Below are 15,039 nucleotides of genomic sequence, written 5' to 3' on the forward strand. Positions count from 1 at the left end.
ATGGACAAAAATAAAATAAAAATTATGCTGATTTTATCAGCAGTTATATGCATCGCAGCAGGTACTGCTGCGTTTGAAGGGTTGATTGAGACATGGATTGGAGCAGCATTTCTGGTCGTCTTCTTCCCGGCATTTGTAATCACATTGGGACTTTGGTGGAAAGCTTCTGAAAAAGAAGGAGATTATCCGTTTATAGGTTATTAACATGTTATTATTGTATCTGATATTTGCAATATTCATCGGCATGCTGTTTCATGGAATTCACAGAAAAGTTATTGCAAGAATTCAGACAAGACCCGGACCTCCTGTCTGGCAGGAATTTCTTCATGTTCTGAAATTTTCATTCAAACAGACATGGATTCCACAAACAGCATCACAGACTCTGTTTGTTGCAATTGTTGTGGTTGGAATTGCGATATGGACAGGTGCATTATATATTCTATCAACAGGCGGAAGCCTTCTGATTATTTTTGGAATATATCTGCTTCATAAAATAACAGAACACGGTCTTGGTCTTTCATCCGGTTCTCCTTACGGAAAGTTCGGTGCTATCAGATCTGTTATATCCGCAGCATCGGAGATACCTCTCATAGCTTCAATAGGTGTGATTTATTTTCTGACTGGTTCGCTGATGATATCTGACATCACGGCATATCAGGCAACAAACGGGATTCTCTTAATATCCGCATTTCCGGTTGCAATTGCAATGTATGTAATTGTTCTTTCAAAAGTTCCTTACAGTCCTTTTGGAATAATTACGGCAAAAGAGATTATTAGCGGAAATAAAACAGAACATTTCGGAGTATGGAGGGCAGGACTTGAAACGGGATTTGCCCTTAAAACATTTGTATTGCTGGCTACATTCGTTACAATATTCTTTGGTTCGATGCCTCTGTGGTTAATGATTATTGTAATGCTGGTAGTGCTTATGACAATGTCATTTGTCTGTGCCCTGACTCCAATGCTCTCACCTTACGATGCTGTAACTATTCAGATAATGGTAATCGGAATAGTGCTTGTTTATGTTGCAGTACTGGGGGTTTTGGCATGAAAAAAGTGGAGATGGCGATTGCAGGAGGAATTTTAACCTACATTCTGATTGCAGCTATTCAGGGTTTTGAAAACACCGGTGTGATGTTTCAGTCCGTTTTAATTTTTGTTGTTTTAGGTATTCTTGCAGCCGGTCTGATGATGAAAAACGAGGATGGTCTTAGAAAAATCGAGATGATTCTTTTATGGGTCTGTATTGGGCTCTTTTTTATATTTGGTGCTTTAAAATCCGGAGGTTTAATATGACAGAATATCTTTACGAAAAGGATCTTCGCGGAATGAAATACAGAATTCTAACCGGACCTTTTCAGGATAACGCAGTTTCAAAAATTTCTGAACATTTTGGAATAAATAAACAGGAATTCAGGAAAATTTTGATAGAAAATTTTGACATGTCATTTCTTGAAAATATTCATGCAAGATATCAGGTGTGGGAATCCGATCAGAATAGTTATGATAAGATCTCAAAGGAGCTTTATTCAAAACTTCTAACGGAATACCTGCCCCTGATTGAAAAAGCAGATATGAATAGTGTAATTGACGATGTTAAATATTCAATAGAAAACGGAACATCTGCAGATGAGGCAATAATGAAAGGAAAAGCACATATCAGGGAGATGATTTTGGTATGAGTTTCCTTCAGTCATTAAAAAATAATGTGAGACAACGCTCAATCCATGTTTGTTATGTGAATGTCGGCTCATGTAACGGGTGTGATATTGAGATTCTGGCATGTCTTGCTCCCCGGTATGATATCGAACAATACGGTATATACGTTCACAATAATCCGCGAGAAGCGGATATACTCCTGATAACAGGTGCATTTTGTGAACAGTGGGAAGACAAGCTCGCAGATCTGTGGGACAAGATACCTGAACCAAAAGCGGCTGTTACTATTGGAAACTGTCCTGTATCGGGGTGTGTTTTCAACAGAAGGGGAAGTTTTGTAGACCCCCCTGTATCAAAACATATACCTGTAACTGCAAGTATTCCCGGATGCCCTCCAAGGCCAACCGAAATTCTCAGCACCATACTGAGTGTTGCATCTGAACTATTCAAAGACTACGAGGATAAATGATATGAAAAAAACAGTCGATGTTTCTCTTCCAATAGGCCCTGTTCATCCGTGTTTTAAAGAGCCTGCCCGTATTAAATGTTCAACAGCCGGTGAACATGTTCTCTCAGCTGAAATTGAGCTTGGGTATGTAAAAAAAGGTATTGAAAGAATAATGCGTGGACGTCCGTGGCAGGAAGTTATGTTTCTCGCAGAAAGAATATGTGGAATATGTTCTGTCATTCACAATATGGTTTTCATTGAATCAGTGGAGAGAATCAGTGATATAAAGGTTCCAAAAAGGGCTGCATACTTAAGGGTCATAGTAAACGAACTTGACAGAATACAATCCCACCTGCTTGCAAATTATTCATACTGCTATACAATAGAACATGAAACCCTTGCAATGTATCTTTTGAATTTAAGAGAGACAGCGATGGATCAGATTGAATTAATTACAGGTGCAAGGGTCACGTGTGCCTACATAATTCCGGGCGGTGTCAGGTTTGATCTTTCAAAAGAATCTGAAAAATCTCTATTGGGAGCTTTAGAAAAAATTGAAAAGGATCTTATCAGATACAACAGAATGTTTGAGAGTGGTCCTTTAATCTCTCTTCGTAGTCGTGATGTCGGGATTCTTTCAAAAGAGGATGTAAAGGAGTCTCATGCAGTAGGACCTACTGCCCGTGCAAGTGGAATTAATATTGACCAGCGAACCAATCACCCCACATATCAGGATCTCGGGTTTAAACCGATTGTTCGTGATTCATGTGATAACTATGGTCGTATAATGATCCGTTTTGATGAAGTTTTCCAGAGCATTGAGCTGATTAGAAAATGCCTTGAAAAAATGCCTGACGGGTTAATAAGAGGAGGCGGGGAGGTAGGTGCCGGTGAGACTACATGGATAGGTGAGGCTCCACGCGGTGAACTGACATATCGTGTCAGGACAGACGAATACGGGCGTATAATTGATATTGCCATACAGACACCTTCTATTATGAATATAGAGGCATGCGGGCATTATATGCTAAAGGGTGTGGATTCTGCAGCAGATGTTACTGCAACATTCATTAGTTCTGATCCCTGTATTGCGTGTAATGAGAGGTGATCTGAAATGTTCTCAATATTTTGTTATTTAAGGGAGTTTTTGCGTCCTGAATGGTGGAAAAAATTTCTTTTTGTCAAAACAGCTCCTTTGGTCACGCCACCTCATTACAGGGATTTCCCTGTACTAACCGGTAATGAGTGCAGTCATGAACTCCGCTGCATGATGATCTGCCCTGCACCCGGAGCAATTGAAGTCCTGAAAAATGCCGAAGGGAAATGGGAGCCGGTAATTTACAAGGGCCATTGTATCAGATGTGGTCTTTGTGTCGAGGCCTGCCCTGATAATGTACTTACAAGCGGGGACATTCTCTCTGTAAACGAAAAGGAAAAAACATACTTCCTTGCTTCATACCATCTTAATGTGGATGACAGCATCTGCATGCGGTGTGGAAACTGTTCTGTGGCATGCCCGGTTAACAAGGAGGTTGACCCGCAGCTTGCATATACGGCAACATCCTCAAGTAATGAGGTTATAATGAGGATTAAGAATTCAAAACTTACCATAATTCATCCTGAAAAATGTACGGGGTGTAAAACCTGTGAAGAAGCCTGTCCAAATCATGCAATAACAGTTGCAAGGGTTTTGGAAGGTTTCCAGGATGAAGACTAACTTTTTCTCTATTTTGATGGGAATATTTTTTTAATTACAGATTAATACTAAATCAATGGTAAAGCACGAATGTGGTTATGAAGAAGACATTCATTGCAGAAAATGCGGAAGACCGCTGGTTCAGAATAAAAACGGTTTATATTGTCCTCATTGCGGGAGACAGGTGACTATTATATGTCCCGGCTGTGGAAAACCATGGTTGTAACCTTTCCTTTATAAAGGCGGGTTTTTCCTCATCCACCCTGCATATTCTTTTCGCAGAGTTTTAAGTTCTTCCTGACTGAGGTCATTCTTTTTATTTTTATGAAGATATTTTTCGAGTTCTTTTACAATAGATTCAGCCTGCTGATATTTCCCTACATCAAGATAAATCTCTGATCGTCTTACATTGATAACTTCACTGCAGACCGGGCATAGCCTGTGCTTTTGATACCTGTCTACATATGTAAACGACGCGCATCCCGGACAACGGACTATCAGATACACTTCTCTCTAACGTAGATAATCAGTGAGATATAATAAAATTAACTGCTTAAATATATCCTGGCAAATTATTGTTTTATTGTCTTTAATGCTTAAAAAATCCTGATATTTGTTTAGAAAATGAGATTTTTAATAGGGTTTTTGTTCAGACAAATTATTTTTAGTGATCACAGGTATTATTGCCTGATATAAGTTCACCGGCAAGGTATTTTTGTACTGCATTTTCAATACTGCCGCTGACACCCAGATAGACATCAATATCCATTTCATTGAACAGATTTATTGCTCCCTGCCCCATTCCTCCGGCCAAAACAATATTTGCCCCGTTTTCATTTAAGAAGCGTGGGATAACACCGGGTGCGTGGCCCGGACTTTCAATGTCTGTTTTACTGATGACTTTTCCATCTTCTATATTGTATACCGCATAATGACTGCAATGTCCAAAATGCTCAGCTACAATATCTCCGTCTTTAGCAACTGCAATTTTCATAATCTTCTCCATTTATTGTATTCAGTAAGATGTTAGAAGAATAATCCAACAAATAGTTATAGTTCTTAACAATACCAAATAAGAGATTTTTTACGGTTTTAATGGGATAAACAAAGATATGAGTATTGAAGTTTTTCCAGTAAATGATCTTCCCATTTTTCATGAAGACGATGATTTCCCAGAAGAAATCTGCAAAAAATTTGATTTTGAGGAGGGCGACATATTGTGTGTGGCATCCTCTGTATATTCAAAGACCAAAGGTTTTATGAAGAAAATGGCGGACATTTCACCGTCTGAAGATGCAAAAAGAATTGCTGAAAAATGTGGTGAAGATCCCCGTTTTGTTCAGATGGTTCTGGACACTACCGAGGATTTGATAATTGAGCATCCATTCATTCTTTCACAGGTAAAGTGCGGTCATGTAGGAGTACGCGCCGGTGTTGACAATAGCAATGTGGAAGAGGGAATTATCATTTATCTGCCACCTGATCCCATGGGCAGTGCAGAGGAAATAAAGAACAGGGTAAAGGGACTGACAGGTTCTGACATTCGTGTCATTATCACTGATACATGTGGTAGATCGTTTAGAAGGGGACAGACAGGTGTTGCTATTGGCTGGGCAGGCATGACGGCGATACGTGACTTCAGAGGTGATACTGATCTCTTTGGAAGAGTCCTTGAAATAACTGAAGAGGCTGTGGTTGATGAGTTTGCAGCGTTTTCCAATTTTATTATGGGAGAGAGCAATAACGGTGTGCCTGCAGTTGTCTTTAGGAATGCTCCCGAATGGAAAGGACACGATGAACTTTATTTCAGGCCGGAAGAGGATCTTACCAGAAAAGCTTTAAAAAATTTGAAATAATTTTTTTTTATTGTTTACAATTTTGTTGTCTGAATCTGATGGCTATAACCTTCAAATCAGAATATGTGATTTAGTGCTGCAATAATAATTCCAATTGCAACTGCTGCAATAAGCACTGCTTTTGGAGATATGTGTATTGAGCGCCTGTCCTCACTATCATAATATGTGACCAGTCCTGCTGATGAAACCAGTCTCCCGCCTTTGTTCTTAGCTGCCATACTTATTATATCTGCTTTCAGAATATATAAAAGAAAGGCAGATGGTTTTGACTACAATGTTAAAAGAGGAGAAAATATCCGGCAGGGCTTTTATTGGAAGTGATTTTGATCTGCTTGATGTGGAGATTACACTTGAAAATGGAATTGTAACTGATATTGAAGAGTCTTTGAATGTTTCTGAAAGGTGGATTGTCCCTGGTTTTTTTAATGCACACACACACCTTGCGGATACAATTGCAATGGATATGGAAGCACCCGGTAATTTATCAGAACTTGTAGCGCCCCCTAATGGTCTGAAACACCGTCTTTTAAGAGAGGCTCATCCTTCAGCCATAATAGACGGGATGGTAAGCAGTATCCTTTATATGCAGAATTCAGGAGTTTTTGGTTTTTGCGATTTCAGGGAAGGTGGAATTGAAGGTGTGAATCTTCTGAAAAATGCACTTTCCAAGACCGGTTCTGCGGGTGTAATCCTCGGACGCGATGGCGGCGAGAGTTATGCTGACGGAATTGGTGTTTCAAGCACTAAGGAAGGCGGGGATGTAATACAAAGGGCCATTGAAACCAAAAAAAGGGGGCAGATTGTTGCTTTTCACGCAGGGGAGAAAGACAGCAGGGATGTGGATTCTGCTCTTGATGCAGAACCTGATATGCTTGTTCACTGTACTCATGCAACAGACAGTCAGTTAAAAAGAATTGCAGACATGGACGTCTCAATTGTTGTTTGCCCGCGTTCAAACTGGAGGCTTGGAGTGTCTTGGTCCTCAGCAAATCCGCCAATAAAGAAGATGCTGGATTATGGCTGTAATGTTCTTTTGGGGACTGACAATGTAATGTTTGTACAGCCTGACATGTTTTCCGAGATGTCATTTGCATCTTATGCATATGATATTGCCCCGATTGATCTTTTAAAAATGGCAACTAAAGGATCTTCATTCTTCAATAAACCCTTTTATATTGAAAAAGGAAAGCCTGCATCATTTTTTACTATTTTGCCTTCCTGTTCTAATATGCGCTTTAGCCATTCTGTTCAAAAAACAATTACAAATAGAATGAATAAAGGAGATATTGAGAGAATCTATTTTAAGCATATAGAAAAATAAAATATTATACGCAGTTTTTGAGGTAGGACTTATGTTTAAAACCATCCTCGTTGCGATAGATGGTTCCGAGGTCAGCAAAAAAGCGCTCGAAGCAGCTATCGATGAAGCAAAGATCAGAAGTTCCCGGCTAAATGCGGTTTATGTCATTGAAACCGGAGGTTTTGAATCTATTCCAACGGATAGCGCAAGTGAATTAATATACAGCAGATTTGAATCTGTTGGGCAGACTGCTCTTAAAGAGGGGGAAGAATTAGCAGAGAAGCACAATTTACAATTAAATACTTTCATTAAACAGGGACATGCAGGGGAGGAAATACTCAGTCTTGCAGATGAGATAAAAGCTGATCTTATAGTCATGGGTACTAAAGGCAAAAGCAATATTGATCGTATGCTCATTGGCAGCGTTACTGAATATGTCATAAGCCACTGTAAAGTCTCTACAATGGTGGTGAGAGTATAGATTCCAGAATCATAAGGGACTACATGGTAGAAGATGTGGTTTCTGTTGAAACACCTGGAAACAGGGACGATGTATTGAGAATTCTGAAAAGAACCGGTATAAGCGGAGTCCCTGTAACAAAAAACGGTGAGCTTGTCGGCATTATCACAAGAAAGGATCTTTTAAGAAAGAGCGATGAAACCCAGCTCAGCCTTCTGATGACATCAGACCCCGTAACAATCGGGCCGGATGAAAGTATAGTTGAAGCTGCAAGGGTTATGTCCAGAAATAATTTCAGAAGACTTCCTGTTGTTGAAGATGGCAGGCTTGTCGGACTAATCAGTATTGCTGATTTGATCAGTGCGATTGCACAGATGAAATTTAGTGAAGAGATTAAGAACGGATATACAAAACCCACTTTTGCATTGTGGGAAGAAACTCCTCTTCCGCTTGTTGGAAGAATCATGGAGATATCCGGATTTGATGCGATTCCGATCCTTAACAAGGAGTCAACCCTTACAGGTATAATTTCAGAACGTGATCTTATCAGGCATGCTTCAATTGAAGACAGTGTTGAAGTAAGTGATCTTTCAAACGGTACTGATGATGATGAATGGACATGGGAAAGTATCCGTGATATGCATACAATCTCATTTGGCATATCAAAAGTCCAGCTTCCTGAAAAACTTGTGAAAGAGGCAATGATAAAAGATGTTGTTGCAGTTCCACAGAATGCAGAAGTAAGTGAATGTGCACTTAAAATGAAACGTTCACGTGTTGATCAGCTTCCTGTAATTAACGGCGACAAAAAAATGGTGTCTATGCTGTTTGACAGGGAACTTATCAAGGTACTAATTAAAGATATTGCACCCTGATGATTCCATTCAGGATTTTAAAGAATAAATGCCGGATAAATAATCCGGTAAACCGATTATTTAAGAGAGTTTTTCCCTTCAATATACAACAACATTTAAGACATATAATGACATCTGTATATCTGAAGCGTTTTTATACTCTTTCAAACTCTTCATAATTTAAGGGAGTGTGTTCTATTATGCAGGAGAGCTCCGATATATTAAAAGGAACTACGACAGTCGGGCTCATTTTCGATGAAGGTGTAGTGCTTGCCACCGAAAGAAGAGCCACGATGGGAAATATGATTGCAAGCAAGAAAGCAAAGAAAGTATACCAGATAGCTGACAGAATCGGCATGACCACTGCAGGAGGTGTAGGAGATGCCCAGCAGCTGGCACGTCTGATGCAGGTTGAATGCAGTCTGTATAACATTCGCAGAGGAAGGCCCATGACGGTCGGTGCTGCTGCATCACTTCTGAGCAATGTGTTAAACCAGCACAGGATGATGCCTTACTATGTTCAGCTTCTGGTAGGAGGTTTCGATAAAAACGGACCTTCAATATATTCGGTGGATGCAATGGGAGGAGCTTCACCCGAAGATGATATAGTTGCAACAGGTTCCGGTTCACCTTTTGCATATGGTGTTTTAGAAGACCGATTCTCAAAAGGTATGAATGAAAAAGAATGTATTGAGCTGGCTATACGCGCATTACGTTCAGCTATGCGGAGGGATTCAGCCTCCGGTGAAGATATTAGTGTAGTTGTAATTACAAAAGATAAATACGAAGAATTTAGTGAAAAAGGAATTGTTAACTAGAAATAATTTTTTTATTTTTCTTTTTTTAGGACGTATTTTATGTTGATAGAAGAGAGGCTTAGAGAGCTTAAGGAAAAAATAAACGCAAAGGTTCCTCCCGGAATAAATGTATCCGAAGTTGAATTTGAAGGACCTGAGCTTGTAATATATACCGATGATCCAAAAAAGTTTGCTGATGAAGCAGATCTTATAAAGGTGCTTGCAAGAGATCTTAGAAAAAGAATTGTTGTAAGGCCGAATGTTCTTGAAGACCCGGAGATTGCAGCAACAAAAATTAAAGCTGTCGTTCCTGAAGGTGCCGGAATAACCGATATTTTCTTTGATCCTGACACCGGTGAAGTTTTAATTGAGGCTGAAAAACCCGGAGTGGTTATTGGTAAAAACGGAACAACTCTTCGCGACATAACAAAAGAGATTGGCTGGACTCCAAAAGTCGTAAGAACACCTCCTATTGAGAGTTCAACCGTAAAACAGACACGGCAGTTTTTAAGAGCCGTAAAGGATGAGAGAAAACAATTTTTAAGGACCATCGGACGCAGAATTCATCGTGATCTTACAAGTAAGGATAAGTGGGTACGTGTAACAACTCTTGGATGCTGCAGGGAAGTAGGAAGAGCCGCATTTTTGTTAACAACTCCTGAAAGTAAAATATTGATTGACTGTGGTGAAAAACCTGGAAGCAACGATGGTTTTCCATATTTATATGTTCCCGAGATATATCCGTTAAGCTCGCTTGATGCGGTTGTTTTAACACATGCACATCTTGATCACTGTGCCCTTGTTCCTATGTTATATAAATATGGATTTGAAGGGCCTGTTTACAGTACACCTGCAACCCGAGATCTTGCAGTTATGCTTCAGCTTGATTATCTTGACGTTATCAGCAATGATGTCAACCAGGTGCCTTACTCTTCTAAAGAGGTACAGGAATACCTTAAGCATTCAATCACTCTGAATTATGGAAGTGTCACGGATATCGCTCCTGATGTAAAACTCACCTACCATAATGCAGGGCATATTCTTGGTTCTGCAATTGCTCATTTCCATGTTGGGGATGGTCTTTATAATATCGCATTCACAGGCGACTTTAACTATGGAAAAACAAGGCTTTTTGGCCCTGCAACCTCACAATTCCCGCGTCTTGAGGCAGTTTTCATGGAAAGTACTTATGGAGGTTCAAACGATCTCCAGCCTTCAAGAAAGGATGCAGAGGAAAAACTCTATGAAACTGTTAATGAGACAATAAAACGTGGTGGAAAGGTAATTATTCCTGCTTTTGCGGTAGGAAGGTCTCAGGAAGTTATGCTTGCATTAGAAGAGGGTATGAGGCTTGAAAAGATACCTAAAGTCAGGGTATATCTTGATGGTATGATTAAAGAGGCAACTGCCATTCATACCACATATCCTGAATACCTGAATCCTGATTTAAGAAAGCAGATCTTCCAGGAGGGAATGAATCCTTTCCTCTCCGAATGTTTTGTTCAGGTTGATTCACCTGTATTAAGGCAGGAAGTAATTGGTGGCGATCCGTGTATTATTATCACAACAAGTGGTATGCTAAATGGTGGTCCTGTTATGGAATATCTTCATGCCCTTGCTCCTTATGAAGAGAATACTCTTGTTTTTGTTGGTTATCAGGCTGATGGAACAATTGGCCGGAGGATACAGAAGGGATGGAAAGAAGTTCCAATGGGAAGAAGGGAAACAATTGTTCTCAACCTTGAAATTCAGACGATTGATGGATTTTCAGGTCACTCTGACAGGCGTCAGCTAATGGCTTATGTAAATCATTTAAACCCGAGACCGGAGAAAGTTTTCACAATTCACGGTGATGAAAAGAATACAATTGATCTTGCAAGTTCAATTTACAAGAGATTTAAGATAGAAACACACGCTCCAAAGAATCTGGAAACATATCGCATGGTATAACCATTAAAAAATACAATTTTTAGCCTGTAACCGAGGCAGATATGAAAACAAAAATATCAATACTTTTGGGAGTTTTTGCTGTAATGGCATTATCAAATACGATAGTGCCCGTATTACCTTTTTTTGCAGATGAATCGCCGGCAATTCAGGGTGCAATATTTTCAGCATATTTTATGGGGGCTTTTCTTACAGTTCTTCCTGCAGGAATATTCTCTGACAGAATTGGAAAAATTCCTCTTATCCGCGTCGGTCTGGTGCTTACAGTTATCTCGGGAATTGTAATGTATATTTTTCCAGAGGTATATCTTGTAGTTTTTTCGAGACTAATAGAAGGTATTGCCGCCGGTCTTTTTGTAGCCTGTGCAATGTCATGGGTTAATGAACAGGCTGATCACAGAAAACTTTCCGGATATTTTTTTGCATGCCTTAATCTGGGCCTTGTAATTGGTCTTGTTGCTGCCGGTCTTTTATCATCTCCTTTTGGAGAAACTTCCGGTATCTTGTTTTTTACTCTGATATCAGCAATCCCAATGCTGACAAGTCTTGTGGCATACGAAAAGTTTGAAAAATCCTATAGAAAAGCAGATCTCAAAGTGGTTGTTCTGGATTATAAATGGCTGTATCTCTCTGTTATCATTTTGGTTGGTGCAACGGGTGTTGTAACGTCACTTTATCCGGAATTTACAGATAACAGCCCTTTGCTTTTAAGCATACAACTTGGAACAATGAATGTTGCAACAATATTTGCATCCCTAATTGCACCACGTTTTGAAATAAGTCCGATTCCGGCTTTAAAGAAAAGTGCGATTGTCATGGCTTTTTTGGTCCTTCTTTCATATTACATTCCGGAAATTCATTTTATGGGTGTTTTTTTGGTTTTTGCAATGATTGGTGCAATTGCCGGTTTTATCATGATCTCGCAGATGGATTATCTTGCACAGACAGGTTATCTTCAGGGTACTGTGATGGGAGTATACTCCGCTGCGGCTTATGCAGGTATGACATTTCTTCCTTTGTTTGCGGGAATAATAGCAGAAGAATCCGGTTATCTCCCTGCTTTTTTTGTAGTAGCAGTACTATCTTTTTCAGTGGCATTTACAATCACAAGGTGCAATATCTGTAAATTAGAAAATGCCTGAATAAATCCTGTATATATATTTCTAAGGATTTTTCAGGACATATTATTTATTTTTATTAATTTTTGTCAGTGCTTTTTTTACAGCCTTTTTTACTTCAGGGTCTTTTACTCTGCCGGCTTTCATTAGGTGATAGTTTGCTCTTTTGTCTTTGTATTCGGATAATGAATCCGCCGCAGCGATTTTGACATCATGATCTTTTTCCGAAAGGCAGTTTATAATCAAATCAAATAATGAAGGATCGCAAATTTCACCTGCAAGTTTTAGTGCACATATTTTCGTTTCGGAATTTTTGTCAGTTAAGAGGTGTGATAATACATTTTTAGATTCTGATCCGAATTTAAGAAGTTCTGATGCAGCAGACTCCCTTTCCCTTTTTGATTTGGCGTATTTTATTTTTTTGCCAATTGATTCTGTCTTTTTATTAGAATCACTTTTTTTGGATTCATTTATTCCAATATTTTCTATGCCCTGAATTATTTCTCCGTGGCTGAGTGATTCATATCCGGGTTCTTCATTTTGATTTTTGGAATGATTAAAATAATTTATCAGTTTTGTTCTGTCTTTTTCTGATAATATCCAGATCCATCTTAAAGCCGGATAATTTATCTCCTTTGAACAGCTTCCTGAAGAATTTATTATGTCATACCATTCCTGCTCATTAATTTTGTTTTTTGATTTTTGAAGGGCATTTACAATAATTTTACGGGTATTTCCATCGATTGACTGTATTATATTTTTGATTTTTATTGTTCCGTATTCCTCTGTGAATATTTCTTTTCTTTCTCTGTAATAATCAAGTGTATAGTCTTCAAAATGTTTTTCGAGATTTGCAAGATCTGATAATTTTGTTTCTTTTAATTCGGCTATGATTCCTGATTTTAAAGACAAATCCAGTATCCATGAAAGATCATTTTGCAGTGTAAAAGAATCCTCCTCTTCAATACAATCCGATGGAATTGCAACATAATGATGAAAAACAGGCTTTTTTCCCGGTTTATTCCTGAGAATTCTTCCCATCCTCTGAATAAGCTGAAGCTTTGTCTTTGCGGATGCAACATTTATTCCAATTTCAGCATCCGGGACATCAATTCCCTCATCAAGTACTTTTGGAGCGACCAAAACTCCTGTTCGTGATTTTCTGAATTCATCGAGAGCATGGTTACGTTTTGATTCCTTTAGATTTGAATGAACCCGAAATGCCGGAACAAAATCCTTAATATCTGAATATATCTTTTCACAGGTGGCAATATCCATTGTAAACAGAACACATTTTTTTGACTTTCCCTCAATTTTTGCAAGGGATATTGCACTTTGCATTTTTGGATGGGATTTATGGATTATCATTCTTCTTTTGAATAATAAACCCATAAGTCTGTAAAAATCGTCAGGGAGGCTGTATCCTTTGTATCTTGCCTTGCGCATCAAACTGATGAACTCTCCAAGATTTTTAAAAGAATTATAATTGCCGGTTATTGTGAAAATTGTATCTTTATATTCTGAGTTTATAATTGTAAGAAGTTTTTTTATGTCCCTTGTAATCTTTGAAAATTCATTATTTTCATCTGTATCCAGAAATGATTTATGTACTACAAGTCTGAAGTCCGGTATAATTCCATCATCTTTTGCCTTTTTGAGGGAATATCTGAAAACAGTATTTCCAAGATATCTGTCAATAACATCATGTCTTTCATATCCCTCAACTGTTGCGGAAAGTCCCATTTTCCATTTACAGGGGATCAGGAGGGCTTTTTGAAATTCTTTTCCTGCAATGTGGTGGACTTCATCGACTATCAGAAGATCTGCCGGATATTTTTTTGGATTTTTGTAAACAGACTGTATGGTTTTAAATTCAATTGAAAGGCTGTAATTTTTATTTACATATTTTAGAGGGTTTGTGAAGTCCTGTTTTGGATCTGCATAAAGACCAAGTTTATCTATTGCTTCACGCCTCCACTGGTTTAAGAGCGCTCTTGAGTTTGTAATAATGAGGACATTGAGTTTTTTGTTAACTGTAAAAAGTCTGTGAATTGCACAAAGCCCGACATATGTTTTTCCTGTAGCTGTTGCCATCTCCAAAACACCCCTGCCTCCTGTTTTCAGCCATGCATTAAGTGCATTTTTCTGATGATTCCATGGAGGCATCATAAGTAAGGGTTTTTTGGAAAGCAGATCAATTTCAGTTTCGGGCAGTGAAATGTATTTTAAAAATTCATGCATTTTACCATCTTTAAGCAAAAAAGAAAACAGCTCTAATGAAAACATAGTGCTGCATGAGAAGAACATCGAAAAGATTTCATCAGTAATATATGGATTTAAATTGCATATTGCGGATATTTTTTTTAGCATCTGCTTTTTTTGATATTCAGGAAAAGGATAAAGGGATATAATAATATTTTTCCTGAAAATTTCAAAATATTTGTCATATTCTTTTAATTCATTTTCATCAAGATAATCCCCTGCGATTTTTCTGGCAGAATCCAAAACATATTTTTCTAGTAAAATATAGTTGTCACTGTTTGGTTCCATTTTTAAGATAAATCTGCCATCGCCGTTTATTTTGTTTTCATAATAATTTAGCAGTTCTTCATCTGCAATTCCTAATGCGGCGTTGGTTGAAATATCCTTTAGATATTTGTTTTTAAAAAATTCATATGTATATTTTTCAGGATTATTGATATAATCCAGTTCATGATTGTAAAGTCTGTTTATTTTCATTTTTTTAATCCTGCAGCAATAAAATTTTCAAATATCAAACTGTAACAGACTTATGAATTAAATCAGATAAGAATTTAAAATTTGTCTCTGATTATTTAGGATAGTTATATTGTTGAATCAATAATGATTCAAATCAGTAAAATCAATATAGGTTATTTGAGACAT

At 38.2% G+C, this 15,039-nt stretch carries 18 protein-coding genes; 14 read left to right on the forward strand and 4 right to left on the reverse strand.

Annotated features, from left to right (window positions below):
• The 7 genes from F1737_RS04140 to F1737_RS04170 are packed head-to-tail and all read left to right on the forward strand — an operon-like array spanning window position 1 to window position 3,824.
• Complete coding sequence (locus F1737_RS04140; protein WP_317137515.1) at window positions 1–204, forward strand: hypothetical protein; 204 nt, start codon at window positions 1–3, stop codon at window positions 202–204.
• Window position 205: 1 nt separating this feature from the next.
• Window positions 206–1,051 carry a respiratory chain complex I subunit 1 family protein gene (locus F1737_RS04145; RefSeq protein ID WP_317137516.1) on the forward strand — a complete coding sequence of 282 codons (846 nt, stop codon included), beginning with the start codon at window positions 206–208 and terminating at the stop codon, window positions 1,049–1,051.
• Window positions 1,048–1,296, forward strand: a complete 249-nt coding sequence (locus tag F1737_RS04150; protein WP_317137517.1) for a hypothetical protein — start codon at window positions 1,048–1,050, stop codon at window positions 1,294–1,296. Before F1737_RS04145 ends, F1737_RS04150 begins: the two co-directional genes overlap by 4 nt.
• Entirely contained in the window at window positions 1,293–1,682 is a 390-nt protein-coding gene (locus F1737_RS04155; RefSeq protein ID WP_317137518.1) for a DUF1959 family protein, read from the forward strand. The genes F1737_RS04150 and F1737_RS04155 overlap by 4 nt, the downstream gene beginning before the upstream one ends.
• Entirely contained in the window at window positions 1,679–2,128 is a 450-nt protein-coding gene (locus tag F1737_RS04160; protein ID WP_317137519.1) for an NADH-quinone oxidoreductase subunit B family protein, read from the forward strand. Before F1737_RS04155 ends, F1737_RS04160 begins: the two co-directional genes overlap by 4 nt.
• Window position 2,129: 1 nt before the next feature.
• On the forward strand, window positions 2,130–3,215 hold the full coding sequence (locus F1737_RS04165; RefSeq protein WP_317137520.1) for a hydrogenase large subunit: 1,086 nt from the start codon (window positions 2,130–2,132) through the stop codon (window positions 3,213–3,215).
• Window positions 3,216–3,221: 6 nt separating this feature from the next.
• Window positions 3,222–3,824, forward strand: coding sequence for a 4Fe-4S binding protein (locus F1737_RS04170; protein WP_317137521.1), 603 nt, complete (start codon window positions 3,222–3,224; stop codon window positions 3,822–3,824).
• Between the two features lie 213 nt (window positions 3,825–4,037).
• Here the strand turns inward: F1737_RS04170 and F1737_RS04175 are convergent, their stop codons facing one another.
• Complete coding sequence (locus F1737_RS04175; protein ID WP_317137522.1) at window positions 4,038–4,310, reverse strand: DUF1922 domain-containing protein; 273 nt, start codon at window positions 4,308–4,310, stop codon at window positions 4,038–4,040.
• A gap of 157 nt (window positions 4,311–4,467) precedes the next feature.
• Window positions 4,468–4,797 (reverse strand): NifB/NifX family molybdenum-iron cluster-binding protein, encoded by a 330-nt coding sequence (locus F1737_RS04180; RefSeq protein WP_317137523.1) that lies wholly within the window; start codon window positions 4,795–4,797, stop codon window positions 4,468–4,470.
• Between the two features lie 118 nt (window positions 4,798–4,915).
• On the opposite strand from F1737_RS04180, the gene F1737_RS04185 reads away from it, so the two are divergent.
• The gene (locus F1737_RS04185; RefSeq protein WP_317137524.1) at window positions 4,916–5,659 is read left to right on the forward strand and encodes a coenzyme F420-0:L-glutamate ligase; all 744 of its coding nucleotides are present in this window, start codon (window positions 4,916–4,918) and stop codon (window positions 5,657–5,659) included.
• Window positions 5,660–5,715: 56 nt separating this feature from the next.
• Here the strand turns inward: F1737_RS04185 and F1737_RS04190 are convergent, their stop codons facing one another.
• Window positions 5,716–5,877, reverse strand: a complete 162-nt coding sequence (locus F1737_RS04190; protein ID WP_317137525.1) for a preprotein translocase subunit Sec61beta — start codon at window positions 5,875–5,877, stop codon at window positions 5,716–5,718.
• Between the two features lie 56 nt (window positions 5,878–5,933).
• On the opposite strand from F1737_RS04190, the gene F1737_RS04195 reads away from it, so the two are divergent.
• The 6 genes from F1737_RS04195 (at window position 5,934) to F1737_RS04220 (ending at window position 12,159) form a co-directional block, all read left to right on the forward strand.
• Window positions 5,934–6,980 carry an amidohydrolase family protein gene (locus F1737_RS04195; RefSeq protein WP_317137866.1) on the forward strand — a complete coding sequence of 349 codons (1,047 nt, stop codon included), beginning with the start codon at window positions 5,934–5,936 and terminating at the stop codon, window positions 6,978–6,980.
• Window positions 6,981–7,011: 31 nt separating this feature from the next.
• Entirely contained in the window at window positions 7,012–7,440 is a 429-nt protein-coding gene (locus tag F1737_RS04200; protein WP_317137526.1) for a universal stress protein, read from the forward strand.
• A gap of 23 nt (window positions 7,441–7,463) precedes the next feature.
• Window positions 7,464–8,294, forward strand: coding sequence for a CBS domain-containing protein (locus tag F1737_RS04205; RefSeq protein WP_317137527.1), 831 nt, complete (start codon window positions 7,464–7,466; stop codon window positions 8,292–8,294).
• Window positions 8,295–8,473: 179 nt separating this feature from the next.
• Window positions 8,474–9,091: an archaeal proteasome endopeptidase complex subunit beta gene (gene psmB / locus F1737_RS04210; RefSeq protein WP_408669676.1), complete on the forward strand. Its 618-nt coding sequence runs from the start codon at window positions 8,474–8,476 to the stop codon at window positions 9,089–9,091.
• Between the two features lie 39 nt (window positions 9,092–9,130).
• Window positions 9,131–11,020: a beta-CASP ribonuclease aCPSF1 gene (locus tag F1737_RS04215; protein WP_317137528.1), complete on the forward strand. Its 1,890-nt coding sequence runs from the start codon at window positions 9,131–9,133 to the stop codon at window positions 11,018–11,020.
• 41 nt (window positions 11,021–11,061) lie between these two features.
• Complete coding sequence (locus F1737_RS04220) at window positions 11,062–12,159, forward strand: MFS transporter (protein WP_317137529.1); 1,098 nt, start codon at window positions 11,062–11,064, stop codon at window positions 12,157–12,159.
• Window positions 12,160–12,201: 42 nt separating this feature from the next.
• On the opposite strand, the gene F1737_RS04225 is transcribed toward F1737_RS04220, so the two are convergent.
• Window positions 12,202–14,874: a DEAD/DEAH box helicase family protein gene (locus tag F1737_RS04225; RefSeq protein WP_317137530.1), complete on the reverse strand. Its 2,673-nt coding sequence runs from the start codon at window positions 14,872–14,874 to the stop codon at window positions 12,202–12,204.
• Window positions 14,875–15,039: the final 165 nt, after the last annotated feature.

This window comes from Methanoplanus sp. FWC-SCC4, from assembly GCF_032878975.1.
Classification (GTDB): domain Archaea; phylum Halobacteriota; class Methanomicrobia; order Methanomicrobiales; family Methanomicrobiaceae; genus Methanochimaera; species Methanochimaera problematica.

Excerpts from the sequence above, each read along its gene's own strand:
- F1737_RS04165 (WP_317137520.1), top strand. The coding sequence starts at position 2,130 with ATGAAAAAAACAGTCGATGTTTCTCTTCCAATAGGCCCTGTTCATCCG.
- F1737_RS04215 (WP_317137528.1), top strand. The coding sequence starts at position 9,131 with ATGTTGATAGAAGAGAGGCTTAGAGAGCTTAAGGAAAAAATAAACGCA.
- F1737_RS04140 (WP_317137515.1), top strand. The coding sequence starts at position 1 with ATGGACAAAAATAAAATAAAAATTATGCTGATTTTATCAGCAGTTATA.
- F1737_RS04150 (WP_317137517.1), top strand. The coding sequence starts at position 1,048 with ATGAAAAAAGTGGAGATGGCGATTGCAGGAGGAATTTTAACCTACATT.
- F1737_RS04225 (WP_317137530.1), bottom strand. The coding sequence starts at position 14,874 with ATGAAAATAAACAGACTTTACAATCATGAACTGGATTATATCAATAAT.
- F1737_RS04185 (WP_317137524.1), top strand. The coding sequence starts at position 4,916 with ATGAGTATTGAAGTTTTTCCAGTAAATGATCTTCCCATTTTTCATGAA.
- F1737_RS04180 (WP_317137523.1), bottom strand. The coding sequence starts at position 4,797 with ATGAAAATTGCAGTTGCTAAAGACGGAGATATTGTAGCTGAGCATTTT.
- F1737_RS04190 (WP_317137525.1), bottom strand. The coding sequence starts at position 5,877 with ATGGCAGCTAAGAACAAAGGCGGGAGACTGGTTTCATCAGCAGGACTG.
- F1737_RS04200 (WP_317137526.1), top strand. The coding sequence starts at position 7,012 with ATGTTTAAAACCATCCTCGTTGCGATAGATGGTTCCGAGGTCAGCAAA.
- F1737_RS04160 (WP_317137519.1), top strand. The coding sequence starts at position 1,679 with ATGAGTTTCCTTCAGTCATTAAAAAATAATGTGAGACAACGCTCAATC.
- F1737_RS04155 (WP_317137518.1), top strand. The coding sequence starts at position 1,293 with ATGACAGAATATCTTTACGAAAAGGATCTTCGCGGAATGAAATACAGA.
- F1737_RS04220 (WP_317137529.1), top strand. The coding sequence starts at position 11,062 with ATGAAAACAAAAATATCAATACTTTTGGGAGTTTTTGCTGTAATGGCA.
- psmB (WP_408669676.1), top strand. The coding sequence starts at position 8,474 with ATGCAGGAGAGCTCCGATATATTAAAAGGAACTACGACAGTCGGGCTC.
- F1737_RS04170 (WP_317137521.1), top strand. The coding sequence starts at position 3,222 with ATGTTCTCAATATTTTGTTATTTAAGGGAGTTTTTGCGTCCTGAATGG.
- F1737_RS04145 (WP_317137516.1), top strand. The coding sequence starts at position 206 with ATGTTATTATTGTATCTGATATTTGCAATATTCATCGGCATGCTGTTT.
- F1737_RS04195 (WP_317137866.1), top strand. The coding sequence starts at position 5,934 with ATGTTAAAAGAGGAGAAAATATCCGGCAGGGCTTTTATTGGAAGTGAT.
- F1737_RS04205 (WP_317137527.1), top strand. The coding sequence starts at position 7,464 with ATGGTAGAAGATGTGGTTTCTGTTGAAACACCTGGAAACAGGGACGAT.